The following is a 14,227-nucleotide window of genomic DNA, read 5'->3' as shown; positions in this document are numbered from 1 at the left end:
GGGGCCGTGCACGAGCACGCGCCCGAGGAGCTCGGGCGCGACCTCGTGCGACGGCCGGTCGAAGAAGCCGCGCGGCAGCGGCGTGAGGGACGGCGACGGGTACGACAACAATGCCTAGGACCCGGCGGCCCAGGCGGCCTGGGCGTCGACCGACTCGCGCAGGGCGGTGAGCTGGTCGCGGACCCGGTCTGGCGCGGTGCCGCCGTGCGCCTTGCGGGCGGCCAGGGCTCCGGGCACGTTGAGCACGTCGCGCACGTCGGGCGTCAGGTACTCGTTGATCTTGCTCAGCTCGTCGTCGGTCAGCTCGCCCATGTCCTTGTCGAAGGACTGGCAGTAGACCACCAGGTGCCCGACCGCCTCGTGGGCGTCGCGGAACGGCACGCCGCGCCGCACCAGCAGCTCGGCCAGGTCGGTGGCCAGCGCGAACCCGTCGGGGGCCGAGGCCTCCAGGCGCGCGGTGTTGACGCGCATGGTGTCGACCAGCCCGGCCATGGCGGGCAGGACGAGCAGCAGCGTGTCGACCGAGTCGAACACGGGCTCCTTGTCCTCCTGCAGGTCACGGTTGTAGGTGAGCGGCAGGCCCTTGAGCGTGGTGAGCAGCGCCATGAGGTTGCCGACCAGCCGCCCCGTCTTGCCGCGGGCCAGCTCGGCGACGTCGGGGTTCTTCTTCTGCGGCATGATCGACGAGCCGGTGGAGTAGGCGTCGCTCATCTCGATCCAGCGGAACTCCTGCGAGGCCCACAGGACGATCTCCTCGCCGAGCCGCGACAGGTGCACCCCGATCATGGCGGCGTCGAACAGGAACTCGGCCGCGAAGTCGCGCTCGGCCACGGCGTCCATGGAGTTGGGCGCGGCGGCGGAGAAGCCCAGCTCGGCGGCCACGGCCACCGGGTCCAGCGGCAGCGACGAGCCGGCCAGCGCGCCGGAGCCCAGCGGCGAGACGGCCGCGCGCTTGTCCCAGTCGATGATCCGGTCGATGTCGCGGGCGAAGGCGTGCACGTGGGCGAGCAGCTGGTGCCCGAACGAGACCGGCTGCGCGTGCTGCAGATGGGTCATGCCGGGCGCGGCCGTCTCGGCGTGCGCGGCGGCCTGCGTCATGAGCGCCGTCTCCAGCTCCACCAGCCTGGAGACGATCGTGCGGGCGTGGTCGCGCAGGTAGAGCCGCAGGTCGGTGGCGATCTGGTCGTTACGGCTGCGGCCGGCCCGCAGCTTGCCGCCGAGCTGGGAGCCGAGGCGCTCCAGCAGGCCGCGTTCGAGCGCGGTGTGCACGTCCTCGTCCTCGACCGTCGGCCGGAACTCGCCCGCCTTGCAGGCCCGTTCCAGGTCGTCGAGCGCGCCGATCATGCGTTCGAGCTCGTCGTCGTCCAGCAGCCCCGCCCTGTGCAGCACCCGGGCGTGCGCCCTGGACGCGGCCAGGTCGTACGGCACGAGCCGCCAGTCGAAGTGCACACTCACCGACAGCCGGGTCAGCGCGTCGGCCGGGCCCCCTTCGAAGCGCCCGCCCCACAGCCGCATCGGCTTGCCATCACTCACCGTCATCTCCTCAGCTCTCCCGCGACGTCCCACGCGACCATAGTGCAAGTGCCTACCGCTTCGCGTCACGGGCGGCGGCGATCTTCGACGGCAGGCCGAAGAGCTGGACGAAGCCCTTGGCCAGGGACTGGTCGAAGGCGTCGCCCGTGTCGTACGTCGCCAGCGAGAAGTCGTACAGGGAGCGCTCGGAGCGCCGCCCGGTGACGGTGGCCCGGCCGCCGTGCAAAGTCATCCGGATGTCGCCGCTGACGTGGCTCTGCGCCTCGGCGATGAGCGCGTCGAGCGCCCGTTTGAGCGGCGAGTACCACAGGCCGTCGTAGACGAGCTCGCTCCACCGCTGGTCGACGCCGCGCTTGAAGCGGGCCAGGTCGCGTTCGACGGTGACGTTCTCCAGCTCCATGTGGGCGGTGATCAGGGCGACCGCGCCGGGCGCCTCGTACACCTCGCGCGACTTGATGCCGACGAGCCGGTCCTCGACCATGTCGACGCGGCCGACGCCGTGGGCTCCGGCGCGCGTGTTCAGCTCGTCGATGACCTGGTACGGGGTGAGCGCGCGGCCGTCGAGCCTGACCGGTACGCCCTCCTCGAAGGTGATGACGACCTCGTCGGGCTCGCGGGCCACGGACGGGTCGGCGGTATAGGAGTAGACGTCCTCGGTGGGGCCGTTCCAGATGTCCTCCAGGAAGCCGGTCTCGATCGCCCTGCCCCAGAGGTTCTGGTCGATGGAGAACGGGTTCTTCCTGGACGTCTCGATCGGCAGGCCTCTGCCCTCGGCGTACTCGATCGCCTTGTCGCGGGTCCAGGCGAAGTCGCGGGCGGGGGCGACGACCTTGAGTCCGGGCGCGAGCGCGGCGAGGCCGGCCTCGAAGCGGACCTGGTCGTTGCCCTTGCCGGTGCAGCCGTGGGAGACGATCGTGCCGCCGAACTGCTTGGCCGCGCTCACCAGGTGCTTGACGATGAGGGGGCGCGACAGGGCCGACAGCAGCGGGTAGCGGTCCATGTAGAGGGCGTTGGCCCGCAGCGCGGGCAGGCAGAAGTCGGCCGCGAACTCCTCCTTGGCGTCCACGACGACGGACTCGACCGCGCCGCAGTCCATGGCCCTCTTCTGGATCGCCTCCATGTCCTCGCCGCCCTGGCCGAGGTCGACGGCGACGGCGATGACCTCGGCGTCCATCTTCTCGGCGAGGAACGGGATGGCGACGGACGTGTCCAGTCCGCCGGAAAAGGCGAGGACTACTCTCTCGGTCATGATGATTCTCCGGGTGGGGTTCAGGTGCGGCGGGAGGCGATCCTGAGCAGCGCCTCGGCCACGGCGTCGCCGCCCTGGGGGTCGCGGCTGATGACGAGGATCGTGTCGTCGCCGGCGACCGTGCCGAGGATGGACTCCCAGTCGGCGTGGTCGATGGCGGAGGCCAGGAACTGGGCGGCGCCGGGCGGGGTCCTGACGATGACCAGGTTGGCCGACGCCTCGGCCGAGACCAGCAGCTCCTCCGAGATGCGGTGCAGCCGGGCGGCCGGGGACTCCCCCGTGCCCAGCCTGGCCAGCGGGATGCGGCCGCCGCCCTCGCCGGGCAGCGCGTATACCAGGGAGCCGTCCTCGGCCCGCAGCTTGAGCGCGCCGAGCTCGTCCAGGTCGCGGGAGAGCGTGGCCTGGGTGACCTCGACCCCGCTCTCGGCCAGCAGCTTGGCCAGCTCGGGCTGGGAGCGCACGGCCTGCCGCTGGAGCAGTTCGGTGATCTTCGCCTGGCGGGCGACCTTGGTCAGCGGGATGGTCATGTGGTGCTCACCAGCCAGTGCAGCAGCGCCTTCTGGGCGTGCAGCCGGTTCTCGGCCTGGTCCCACACCGCGCTGCGCGGGCCGTCGATCACCTCGGAGGTGATCTCGTAGCCGCGGTAGGCGGGCAGGCAGTGCAGCACGATCGCGTCGGGCGCGGCGTGCTCCATCAGCTCGGAGTTGACCTGGTACGGCATGAGCACCCGTACGCGCTCGTCCTTGCCGTCCTGGCCCATCGACACCCACGTGTCGGTGGCGACGACGTGGGCTCCCTGGACGGCGGCGACGGGGTCGGACAGCGACACGACCGAGCCGCCGGTCCGCGCGGCGATGGCGGCGGCCTGGTCGAGGATGACGGCGTCGGGCTCGTAGCCGGTGGGGGCGCCGATCCGCACGTGCATCCCGGCGGTGGCGCCACCGAGCAGGTAGGAGTGGGCCATGTTGTTGGCGCCGTCGCCGAGGTAGGTGAGCGTGGTGCCGGCCGCGGAGCCGAGCCGCTCGCGTACGGTCTGCAGGTCGGCGAGGATCTGGCAGGGGTGGAACCCGTCGGTCAGCGCGTTGACCACGGGCACGGTGGTGCCGGCGGCCATGGCCTCGACGCGGTTCTGGCCGGCGGTGCGCCAGACGATGGCGGCGACCTGGCGCTCCAGGACTCTGGCGGTGTCCTCGATGGGCTCGCCCCTGCCCAGCTGGGAGGAGCCGCCGTCGATGACCAGCGGGATGCCGCCCAGCTCGCCGACGCCGACGGCGAAGGAGACGCGGGTCCGGGTGGAGGGCTTGTCGAACAGGACGGCCACGGTCTTCGGGCCCTCGAAGGGGCGGTAGCCGAAGCGGTCCTTCTTCATCGCGGCGGCCAGGTCGAGGACCTCGGCCTGCTCGGCGGGCGAGAGATCGTCGTCTCTGAGAAAATGGCGGGTCATGAGACCGCCTCCGTGAGGATCGCCGGGAACGCGGCCACCAGTGCGCCGATCTCCTCCTCGGTCACCACCAGGGGCGGCGCGAGCCGTACGGCGTCGGGCTGGAGGGCGTTGACGAGGAAGCCGGCGCGAGCGGCCGCCTCCTGCACCCTGCCCGAGACGGGCTCGTTCAGTACCACGGCCAGCCACAGGCCGCGCCCGCGCACGTCCTTGAGCAGCGGGTGGTCCACGGCCGAGAGCCCGGCGCGCAGCCGGGAGCCGGCGGACTTGACGTGGTCGAGGTCGAGGTTGTCGAGCACGGCCAGCGCCGCGGCGCAGGAGACCGGGTTGCCGCCGAACGTGGAGCCGTGGTCGCCCTTGTCGAACAGGTCGCCGGCGTCGCCGAAGCCGACGCACGCGCCGATCGGCAGGCCGCCGCCCAGGCCCTTGGCCAGGGTCAGGATGTCGGGGGTGACGCCGTCGGCCTGGTGGGCGAACCAGTGGCCGGTGCGGCCGATCGCGGACTGGATCTCGTCGGCCACCAGCAGCGCGCCGGTCGCGTCGCAGATCTCGCGCGCAGCGGCGAGGTAGCCGTCCGGCGGCGGCACGACCCCGGCCTCGCCCTGCGTGGGCTCCAGGAACACCGCGATGCAGTCGCCGTCCACCGCCTCCTTGAGCGCGGTGGCGTCACCGTACGGGACGAAGCGGACCGGGACCGGGAAGGGGCCGAACTGGTCGCGGATCGACTGCTTGCCGGTCAGCGAGAGGGCGCCGATCGTACGGCCGTGGAAGCCGTTCTCGGCGGCCACGAAGTAGGTGCGGCCCTCGCGCCGGCCGTGTTTCATGGCCAGCTTGTAGGCGGCCTCGTTCGCCTCGGTGCCGGAGTTGGAGAAGAAGACGCGGGCGGGGGCGCGCAGCAGGCCGATGAGCCGTTCGGCGAGCAGCACCTCGGGCTCGTGCAGGAACAGGTTGCTCGTGTGCGCGATGGTGGCGACCTGCTTGGAGACGGCCTCGACCAGGGCGGGGTGGGCGTGGCCGAGCGAGCTGACCGCGATGCCGCCGATGAAGTCGAGGTACTGCCTGCCGTCCACGTCCCACACGCGGGTGCCCTCGCCTCGTGCCAGGGCGATCGGCGGGACGCCGTAGACGGGCATGAAGGCTTGTTCGAACCTGTCGTGGAGGCTCATCAGGGCATCACCATGGTTCCGATTCCTTGGTCGGTGAAGATCTCGAGCAGCAGCGAGTGCGGGACCCGGCCGTCGAGCACGTGAGCTTGGGGGACGCCGCCCTGGACGGCCGTCAGGCAGGCCTCCATCTTGGGCATCATGCCGCTGGACAGCGACGGCAGCAGGGTCTCCAGCTCGGCGGCGTGGAGCTTGCCGATCACGTCGGTGTCGTCGGGCCAGCCGGCGTACAGGCCCTCGACGTCGGTCAGGACGATGAGCTTGTCGGCCTGGAGGGCGACGGCCAGCGCGGCGGCGGCGGTGTCGGCGTTGACGTTGTAGATCTGGCCGTCGTGGCCGCGGGCGACGCTGGAGACGACCGGGATGCGGCCGTTGTCGATCATGGCCTGGACGGCGCCGGGGGCGACCTTGACGATCTCGCCGACCTGGCCGATGTCGACCGGCTCGCCGTCCACGACCACGTGCTTGCGCTCGGCGGTGAACAGGTGGGCGTCCTCGCCGGACATGCCGACCGCGAGCGGGCCGTGCCGGTTGATCAGGCCGACGACGTCGCGGTTGACCTGGCCGGTCAGGACCATCCTGACGACCTGCATGGCCTCGGGAGTGGTGACGCGCAGCCCGGCGGTGAAGGTGGACTCGATGCCGTGCCGGGCGAGCGCCTCGCTGATCTGCGGGCCGCCGCCGTGCACCACGACCGGGCGCAGGCCGGCGTAGTGCAGGAAGCTGATGTCCTCGGCGAAGCCCTCCATGAGGGCCTCGTCGATCATCGCGTTGCCGCCGTACTTGATGACGACGACGGCGCCGTGGAAGCGGGCCAGCCAGGGCAGCGCCTCGATGAGCGTGTCGGCCTTGGCCTGCGCGGTGCCGGCCCTCATGAGGAGTAGGCCGAGTTCTCGTGGACGTAGTCCGCGGTCAGGTCGGTGGTGTGGACGGTGGCCGAGTGGGCGCCGGCCGACAGGTCGATGGTGATGGTGACGTCGCGGGGGCGCATGTCCACCTTGTCGCGGTCGTCGCCGACGGCGCCGCCGCGGCAGATCCAGATGCCGTTGATGGCGACGTTCAGCCGGTCGGGCTCGAAGACGGCGTCGGTGGTGCCGACGGCGGCCAGGACGCGGCCCCAGTTGGGGTCCTCGCCGTGGATGGCGCACTTGAGCAGGTTGGAGCGGGAGACCGCGCGGCCGACCTTGACCGCGTCGTCCTCCGACGCCGCGCCGACGACCTCGATGGCGATGGCCTTGGAGGCGCCCTCGGCGTCCACCAGGAGCTGCCTGGCCAGGTCGGCGCAGACCTCGGTGACCTTGCGCCCGAACTCGGCCAGGTCGGGCTTGACCCCGGCGGCGCCGCTGGCCAGCAGCAGCACGGTGTCGTTGGTCGACATGCAGCCGTCGGTGTCGAGCCGGTCGAACGTCCTGGAGGTGGCCGCGCGCAGCGCCGTGTCGAGCTCCTGCGCGCTCAGGTCGGCGTCGGTGGTGATCACGCACAGCATGGTGGCCAGCGCCGGGGCGAGCATGCCCGCGCCCTTGGCCATGCCACCGACCATGTAGCCCTCGCCGCGCCTGAAGGAGATCTTGGAGACGGTGTCGGTGGTGCGGATGGCGTCGGCGGCGGCCAGCCCGCCGTCGCGGGAGGCCTGCGCGGCGGCCTGCTCCACCCCGTCCAGCAGCGGGTCCATGGGCAGTCGCTCGCCGATCAGGCCGGTCGAGCAGACGGCGATCTCACCGGCCGAGTCCTGGAGGACCGCGGCCACCTTCTCGGCGGTGGCGTGCGTGTCCTGGAAGCCCTCCGGCCCCGTGCAGGCGTTGGCGCCGCCCGAGTTGAGGACGACCGCGCGCAGCCGGCCACCGCGCAGGACCTGCTGCGACCACAGAACGGGCGCGGCCTTCACGCGGTTGGCGGTGAAGACGCCCGCGGCGGCGCGGCTGGGGCCGTCGTTGACGACCAGGGCCAGGTCACGGGCGCCGCCGGACTTGATGCCGGCGGCCACGCCGGCCGCTCTGAATCCCAATGGTGCGGTGACACTCAAGGTGCGACTCCTGTCAGGGGAAGGCCGAGCTCTTCCGGCAGGCCGAGTGCGAGGTTGACGCTCTGGATCGCGCCTCCGGCCGTGCCCTTGGTGAGGTTGTCGATGGCGATGACGGCGATCAGGCGGCCCGCGCGCTCGTCGAGCGTCACCTGCAGCGCCGCGGTGTTGGCGCCGTAGGTCATCGCGGTGGCGGGCCAGAGGCCCTCGGGCAGCAGCCGGACGAACGGCTCCTTGGCCAGGGCGCTCTCGTACGCCTCGCGCACAGCGGCCCTGGTCAGCCCGGGGGCGGCGGGCGCGGTGCAGGTGGCCAGGATGCCGCGGCTCATGGGAGCCAGCGTCGGGGTGAACGACACGCGGACCGGGACTCCCGCGACGCCGCTCAGCCCCTGCTCCATCTCGGGGGTGTGGCGGTGCAGGCCGCCCACGCCGTACGCGCTGACCGAGCCCATGACCTCGCTGCCCAGCAGGTGGGGCTTGGCGGCCTTGCCCGCGCCGCTGGTGCCGCTGGCGGCGACCACGACCACGTCGGGTTCGGCCAGGCCATGGGCGAAGGCGGGGAACAGGGCGAGCAGGACGGAGGTCGGGTAGCAGCCGGGCACCGCGATGCGCCTGGCGTCCGCGAGCACCTGGCGCTGGCCGGGCAGCTCGGGCAGGCCGTACGGCCAGGTGCCGGCGTGCTCGCCGCCGTAGAACTCCCGCCAGGCGGCGGGGTCGGTGAGCCGGTGGTCGGCGCCGCAGTCGACGACGACCACGCCGGCGGGCAGCTCGGCGGCGACGGCGGCGGAGTGGCCGTGCGGCAGGGCCAGGAAGACCACCTCGTGCCCGGCGAGCGCCGCGCCGGAGGTTTCCTGGATGATTCGGTCGGCCAACTGTGGAAGGTGCGGTTGGTGAGCGGCCAGCGGGGTACCTGCACTGGAGGCCGCGGTGAGCGCGCCGACCTCGAACCCGGGGTGTCCGAGCAGGAGTCTCAGCAGCTCACCCCCCGCGTAGCCGCTGGCTCCGGCGATCGCCGCCTTCATCTCGCCCCCTGCATAACCATGCACTCTACCTCATGTCCTTACCGTGAAGATAATGCACTCATGGGGATGGACATGCAAGTTGAGCAGGGCTCAGCGCCCACATTGTGAGATCTAGCGCGACGTACCTACCGGTCGGTACTGTGATAAATCCGGATGCCGTCCATCGCGGGAGCGCTTCGCATGACCTTTACGCATGCCCAGGTCCAAGCCCAGCTCACCGGCCCTGGCCAGCTGTTCGAGACGGAGGAGATCGGCGACACCGGCGTGCGGACGTGGAAGCACGCCCCTCCCCACTTCCGGGCCCTGCTGGAGAACAGCAGATGGCAGGGCGACAAGGAGTTCCTCGTCTACGAGGACGAGCACATCACCTTCGAGGAGCACTACCGCAGGGCGGCGACGCTGGCCAACCGGCTCGTCGACGACTACGGCGTGACCAAGGGCGACCGGGTGGTCGTGGCCATGCGCAACTACCCGGAGTGGGTGGTGGCCTTCTCCGCCGCGCTCGCCGCGGGAGCCGTCGCGGTGCCGCTCAACGCCTGGTGGACCGAGCCGGAGCTGGCGTACGGGGTGAAGGACTGCGGCGCCAAGGTGCTGATCGCGGACGGCGAGCGGGCCGGGCGGCTGGCCGCCGTTTCGGCCGGGACCGGCGTGCCGATGATCGTGGCCAGGGGCGAGGCGCCCGAGGGCGCGCGCTCGTTCGAGGAGGTGCTGGGCGAGGTCACCGGCGAGGTGACGCTGCCGGCCGTCGAGCTGGCGCCCGACGACCCGGCCACGATCTTCTACACCTCGGGCACGACCGGGTTCCCCAAGGGGGCGCTGGGCAGCCACCGCAACCTGGGACAGGCTCCGATGACGGTCGCCTACGGCCTGGTGCGGGCGGTGGCGATGGCGGGCAAGGACGTGGCTGCGGCGACCGGCGTACGCAGGGTGACGCTGCTGACCGTGCCGCTGTTCCACGTGACGGGCACCTTCTCGGCGCTGATCACCACGATGTTCACCGGCGGCGGGCTGGTGCTCATGTACAAGTGGGACGCCGGGCAGGCGCTGCGGATCATCGAGCGGGAGAAGGTCACCACCACGATCGGCGTGCCGACCAACTCCTGGCAGCTCATGTCGCACCCCGACTTCGGCAAGTACGACCTGTCGTCGCTGACCACGCTCGGGTACGGCGGCGCGCCCGCCCCGCCCAAGCTGCTGGAGCGCATCACCGCGAACCTGCCCGACCGCGCCCCCTCCAACGGCTACGGCATGACGGAGACGACCGGTCTGGCCGTGGGCATCGGCGGCCCCGACTACCAGGCGCGGCCGGACAGCATCGGGCTGCCGTCGGCCGTGGTGGACGTGCGGGTCGTCGGCCCGATGGGCGAGGAGCTGCCGCCGGACGAGGTGGGCGAGCTGTGCATGCGCGGCCCGAACGTCATCCTCGGCTACTGGAACAAGCCGGAGGCCACGAAGGAGACGTTCGTGGACGGCTGGGTGCACACCGGCGACCTGGCCAGGATCGACTCCGAGGGCTTCGTCTACATCGTCGACCGGGCCAAGGACATGGTCATCCGGGGCGGCGAGAACGTGTACTGCGCCGAGGTGGAGGCGGCCCTGTTCGAGCACCCGGCGGTGGACGACGCCGCGGTGATCGGGGTGCCGCACGACGAGCTGGGCGAGGAGGTGGGGGCGGTGGTCCGGCTGCGGCCGGGGAGCGCCGCCACCGTCGAGGACCTGCGGGAGTTCCTGGCGGGACGGATCGCCAAGTTCAAGATCCCGACACAGGTGTGGTTCCGGGAGTCGGAGCTGCCGCGCAACCCGGGCGGCAAGATCCTCAAGACGCGGCTGCGCCAGGAGGTGCTGTCCGCGTAGCGGCTCGGGGCCTTCGGGCCTCGCAGAAATGGAACGTTCCACAGTAAAAGATCTTGGCGTCTCGTACTGGAATAAATCATTCCGTTCCCCTAAGCTGGAAGCAGAACGAAGCGATCCGTTCCGCTTAGTGGAGGACACTGTGACCGCAGTACTAGAGGCACCGGCGACGATCTCCCCCAGCATCGGCGTACGCCGTCCGTGGCTGGGCCTGTCCGCCGTCCTCGGCGCGACGCTGATGAACCTGCTGGACTCCACCGTGGTGAGCGTCGGCGGCCCGGCCATCCAGGCCGACCTGGGCGGCGGCGCGGCCGCGCTGCAGTGGATCGCCGCCGGGTACACCCTCGCGCTGGCGGTGGGACTGCTGACCGGCGGGCGGCTCGGCGACATGTTCGGCCGGCGCAGGATGCTGCTGCTCGGCACCGCCGGGTTCGTCATCACCTCGCTGGCCTGCGCCCTCGCGCCGACCCCCGAGATCCTGATCGTGGCCAGGGCGCTCCAGGGCCTGACCGGGGCCGTGATGATCCCGCAGGGGTTCGGCCTGATCCGTGACCTGTTCCCGCCGGCCGAGCAGGGCAAGGCGTTCGGGGCGTTCGGGCCGGTCATCGGGCTGGCCACGATCCTCGGGCCGGTCGTCGCCGGGCTGCTGGTGGACGCCGACGTGCTGGGCACCGGCTGGCGCATGATCTTCCTGATCAACCTGCCGCTCGGCCTGTACGCGCTGATCGTCGGCGCCCGGACGCTGCCCTCCGCGCCGGCCAGGACCCGCTCGACCCGGCTCGACCTGCCCGGCAGCCTGCTGGCCGGGGCCGGGATGCTGCTGATGATCTACCCGCTGGTGCAGGGCCGCGAGCTGGGCTGGCCCGCCTGGTCGCTGGTGATGCTGGCCGCGTCGGTGCCGGTGTTCGGGCTGTTCGGCCTCTACCAGGTGCGCCGCAACCGCGCCGGGGCGGCCACGCTGATCGAGCCGAGCGTCTTCGGCAAGCGCTCCTTCTCCTCCGGCGTCGTCTTCGTGATCGTCTTCTTCGGCGCGGTCGCCGGGTTCGGGCTGGCGGTCGGCATGTTCCTGCAGCTCGGACTCGGCTACAGCGCGCTGCGCGCCAGCCTGACGATGGCCAGCTGGGCCGTCGGGGCCTTCCTCGGCACCGCCTTCTCGGCCGCCAGGATGGCCGTGCTCGGGCGGCGGATCCTGCACCTCGGGCTGGCGATCATGGCGGTCGGCATCACGGCCCTGTACGCGGTCTTCCAGCTCGCCGGGGCCTCGGTGGGCGCGTGGGACCTGGTGCTGCCGCTGCTGGCGTACGGGGTGGGGATGGGCATGATCTTCGTCCCGCTGTTCGGCATCATCATGGGCGGCGTCGAGGACCATGAGATCGGCTCCGCGTCCGGGACGCTGGAGGGCATCCAGCAGCTCGGCGCCTCGCTCGGCATCGCGGTGCTGGGGACGGTGTTCTTCGGGCAGCTCGGGCAGGCAGGACACATCGGCGGGCACGCGGTGGAGGCGGTCAGGCTGGGCGCGGTGCAGGCGGCGGGCACGGTGACGCTGATCACGCTGGGGCTGACGGCGCTGGCGTTCGCGGTCGGGTTCCTGCTCCCCCGTCAGGCTCGCTGACCGTTCCCGGAATTTCATGGAAAGGGCGCCCGCCGGGCGCCCTTTTCCGTGTCTCAGAGCCGTTCGGCGAGCTGCCTGGCCAGGGTCAGGCCGGTGACGACGGGGTTGACCGACCCGACGGTCGGGAACAGCGACTGGTCGCACGCGTACGCGTTGCGCAGGTGGTGGAAGCGCCCGATCGGGTCGGTCACGGACGTGGCCGGATCCTCGCCCATCCACAGCGTGCCCGCCTCGTGGTAGGTCGTCCCCAGGCCGCGGTGCCAGTCGGGGAAGGCCCTGTCCAGCGGGAACGGCCGGGTCTGCCAGGCGCCGTCGTACAGGTACTGGATCTTGTCCGGCGAGCCGGCCACCCTGGCGGCCACGTCGAGCGCGGCCTCGTCCATCGCGTCCCAGACCTGCCTGCCCTCGCGGTCGAGCACGATGTTGACGTAGGCGCGCGGCACGCCGTACTCGTCCAGCTCGTGCGGGCTGAGGTCGATCCAGCTCTTGTCCGGGTCCGGCACCGCCGTGGTCTTGTCGCCCTGCATCTCACCGATGCAGCGCAGCGTGACGGTGATCCAGTCGGGGTCGGTGTTAGCGAGTTGCGTGTCGAGCATGTCCATGTCGGGGATCATGCGGAACAGCAGCTCGTCGGAGCCGTCCCGGCTGGTGGAGGCGGTGATCTGGATGTGGAACCGGCCGCCGGGCACCAGGCCGCGCAGCAGCAGGGCGGCCGTCTGCACGTGTCCGGGCACCGGCGGCAGCGCGGAGCGGTGGATGCGCACGGTGAAGTCGCTGCGCACGTGCGCCATGAGGTTGCGGCCCATGAGCGGGCTCGGGAACGAGTGCAGCGCGAGCCGGGTCGTCTCCACCGCGCTCGCGGCGAGGATCAGGGCGCAGTCGGGGGCCAGCGCGAGGTGCTCGCGCCGCCCGTCGACCTCGACGTCGATGCCGGTCACCGTGTCGCCATCCGTGTGTGCCCGGATGACGTGCGCCACCGGCACCATGAACAGGCGGCGGGCGGCGTCGGCCGCGCCCGCCCCCGCGATGTCCTCGCGGACCGCGTCCATCAGCAGCGGCAGGGCGCTGTACTTGCCTAGGCTGAACAGCCCGGAGATCGGCGAGTCGCCCTGCACCGCCAGGGGCGCCACCTCGACGCCGTGGTCGCCGAAGCCCGTCTCGACGTCCGGCATCGAGGAGGCGGCGCTGACCAGCGCCTCGGACAGGGTCGCGGACAGCTCCCCGGCGATGAAGTCGGCGGCGGGCACGACGCCGATCTCGCTCTCCACGTTCACGTAGTGGCTGTCCAGGTAGGCCGCCGTCGAGGCCGGCCACAGCTTGAGGTCGCCGGGCGTCAGCCGCGGGCACCAGCCGCCCCAGTACAGGGACTTGCCGCCGCAGCAGTACGCCAGGCCCGGGAAGTCGACGTTGCCCCGCCACGGCAGGCCCCACACCAGCTCGCGCGGCACCCCCGGGTCGGCGGCGGGCGGGATGGGCGCGGGGACGTTCAGGCCGATCCGGCCCAGGTTCTGGACGTGCTGCGGGACCAGGAAGCGTCCCGCGTCGAGCAGGAGGATCCGCTTGCCCGGGTGCCGGCGGTAGAGCTTCGTGGCGCAGTACGCGCCGTACATGCCCGCGCCGACCACCACGGCGGAGAACGGCGCTCCCCCGTTGCCCGTCGCCTCCTCCCAGGTGTTGCAGAAGAAGCGGCCGAGCGCGTCGAGCGAGAACCTCGTCGCCTGCACGTCCACGGGCCGGCCGGACGGGATGAGCTCAGGAAGTGCCATGGATGTCGCCCCCATTACACGGCAAATGTCCATCCAGTAGACCGCGCCGTGAAGGCCGCGACAATCCTGGCGCGCCGTCCCGGGACGGACAGGTTTCTCTAGCTCCTCCACCGCAGGTCGAACCGCGGATAGGCGGGCGCATTACCTGCGGCGTAATCGCGGCGCCTATGCCCCTCCTGACATGTTTCTCGTGTCCGGACACCTCACGGAACGCCTCACGAAGGAGCACCGGGATGACCGCCCTCACCATGACCGACCGAGCCAGGTTCCTGCGCCTGGCGCTGGCCTTCGACGCCGTCGTCACCGGTGTCAACGGGCTGGCCTACCTCCTGGCCGCCGGCCCGGTGAGCGACCTCCTGGGGCCCGAGGCGGGCCTGCTGCGCGAGGCCGGCGTGTTCCTGCTCGTGTACGGCGCGGCGGTCGGACTGCTGGCCTCGCGCCGCGCGATCAGCCCGGCGGCGACCAAGGTCGTGATCGGCCTGAACGTCGTCTGGACGCTCGGCAGCGTGGCGGCCGTGGTCGCCGGGGCGTTCACCACTCCCGGCGCGGTGGGGGCCATCGCCCCGGCGC

The 14,227-nt window shown here is 71.7% G+C and carries 12 protein-coding genes; 3 read left to right on the top strand and 9 right to left on the bottom strand.

What is annotated here, in order from left to right:
- Positions 1 to 114: 114 nt before the first annotated feature.
- From argH to argC, 8 genes are read right to left on the bottom strand one after another with little or no spacing between them, the layout of a single operon-like run.
- A complete protein-coding gene (gene argH / locus KME77_RS16945; protein WP_219468291.1) occupies positions 115 to 1,539 on the bottom strand; it encodes an argininosuccinate lyase in 1,425 nt (474 codons plus the stop codon).
- 46 nt (positions 1,540 to 1,585) lie between these two features.
- Positions 1,586 to 2,782 (bottom strand): argininosuccinate synthase, encoded by a 1,197-nt coding sequence (locus tag KME77_RS16940; protein WP_219468289.1) that lies wholly within the window; start codon positions 2,780 to 2,782, stop codon positions 1,586 to 1,588.
- A 20-nt stretch (positions 2,783 to 2,802) separates the two neighbouring features.
- Complete coding sequence (locus tag KME77_RS16935; RefSeq protein ID WP_219468286.1) at positions 2,803 to 3,309, bottom strand: arginine repressor; 507 nt, start codon at positions 3,307 to 3,309, stop codon at positions 2,803 to 2,805.
- Positions 3,306 to 4,226 carry an ornithine carbamoyltransferase gene (gene argF / locus KME77_RS16930; protein ID WP_219468285.1) on the bottom strand — a complete coding sequence of 307 codons (921 nt, stop codon included), beginning with the start codon at positions 4,224 to 4,226 and terminating at the stop codon, positions 3,306 to 3,308. The genes KME77_RS16935 and argF overlap by 4 nt, the downstream gene beginning before the upstream one ends.
- On the bottom strand, positions 4,223 to 5,389 hold the full coding sequence (locus KME77_RS16925; RefSeq protein ID WP_219468282.1) for an acetylornithine transaminase: 1,167 nt from the start codon (positions 5,387 to 5,389) through the stop codon (positions 4,223 to 4,225). The genes argF and KME77_RS16925 overlap by 4 nt, the downstream gene beginning before the upstream one ends.
- Positions 5,389 to 6,261: an acetylglutamate kinase gene (argB, locus tag KME77_RS16920; protein ID WP_219468279.1), complete on the bottom strand. Its 873-nt coding sequence runs from the start codon at positions 6,259 to 6,261 to the stop codon at positions 5,389 to 5,391. The genes KME77_RS16925 and argB overlap by 1 nt, the downstream gene beginning before the upstream one ends.
- Positions 6,258 to 7,409, bottom strand: a complete 1,152-nt coding sequence (gene argJ / locus KME77_RS16915; RefSeq protein WP_219468276.1) for a bifunctional glutamate N-acetyltransferase/amino-acid acetyltransferase ArgJ — start codon at positions 7,407 to 7,409, stop codon at positions 6,258 to 6,260. Before argJ ends, argB begins: the two co-directional genes overlap by 4 nt.
- Positions 7,406 to 8,428 (bottom strand): N-acetyl-gamma-glutamyl-phosphate reductase, encoded by a 1,023-nt coding sequence (gene argC, locus KME77_RS16910; protein WP_219468273.1) that lies wholly within the window; start codon positions 8,426 to 8,428, stop codon positions 7,406 to 7,408. The genes argJ and argC overlap by 4 nt, the downstream gene beginning before the upstream one ends.
- A 180-nt stretch (positions 8,429 to 8,608) precedes the next feature.
- Here argC and KME77_RS16905 point away from each other — a divergent pair, with 180 nt between their 5' ends.
- Positions 8,609 to 10,282: a class I adenylate-forming enzyme family protein gene (locus KME77_RS16905; RefSeq protein WP_219468270.1), complete on the top strand. Its 1,674-nt coding sequence runs from the start codon at positions 8,609 to 8,611 to the stop codon at positions 10,280 to 10,282.
- Between the two features lie 139 nt (positions 10,283 to 10,421).
- Positions 10,422 to 11,891 (top strand): MFS transporter, encoded by a 1,470-nt coding sequence (locus KME77_RS16900; protein WP_308250732.1) that lies wholly within the window; start codon positions 10,422 to 10,424, stop codon positions 11,889 to 11,891.
- Positions 11,892 to 11,944: 53 nt separating this feature from the next.
- On the opposite strand, the gene KME77_RS16895 is transcribed toward KME77_RS16900, so the two are convergent.
- Entirely contained in the window at positions 11,945 to 13,657 is a 1,713-nt protein-coding gene (locus KME77_RS16895) for a GMC oxidoreductase (RefSeq protein ID WP_219468265.1), read from the bottom strand.
- Positions 13,658 to 13,890: 233 nt separating this feature from the next.
- Between KME77_RS16895 and KME77_RS16890 the strand changes: the two genes are divergently transcribed.
- Positions 13,891 to 14,227 (top strand): hypothetical protein (locus KME77_RS16890; RefSeq protein ID WP_219468264.1); only part of this gene is annotated, 337 nt, incomplete at its 3' end.

It is taken from the genome of Nonomuraea rhizosphaerae, assembly GCF_019396405.1.
Lineage (GTDB): Bacteria > Actinomycetota > Actinomycetes > Streptosporangiales > Streptosporangiaceae > Nonomuraea > Nonomuraea rhizosphaerae.
Note: the sequence above shows the minus strand (reverse complement) of the source record. Positions and strands in the feature narration are given on the sequence as shown.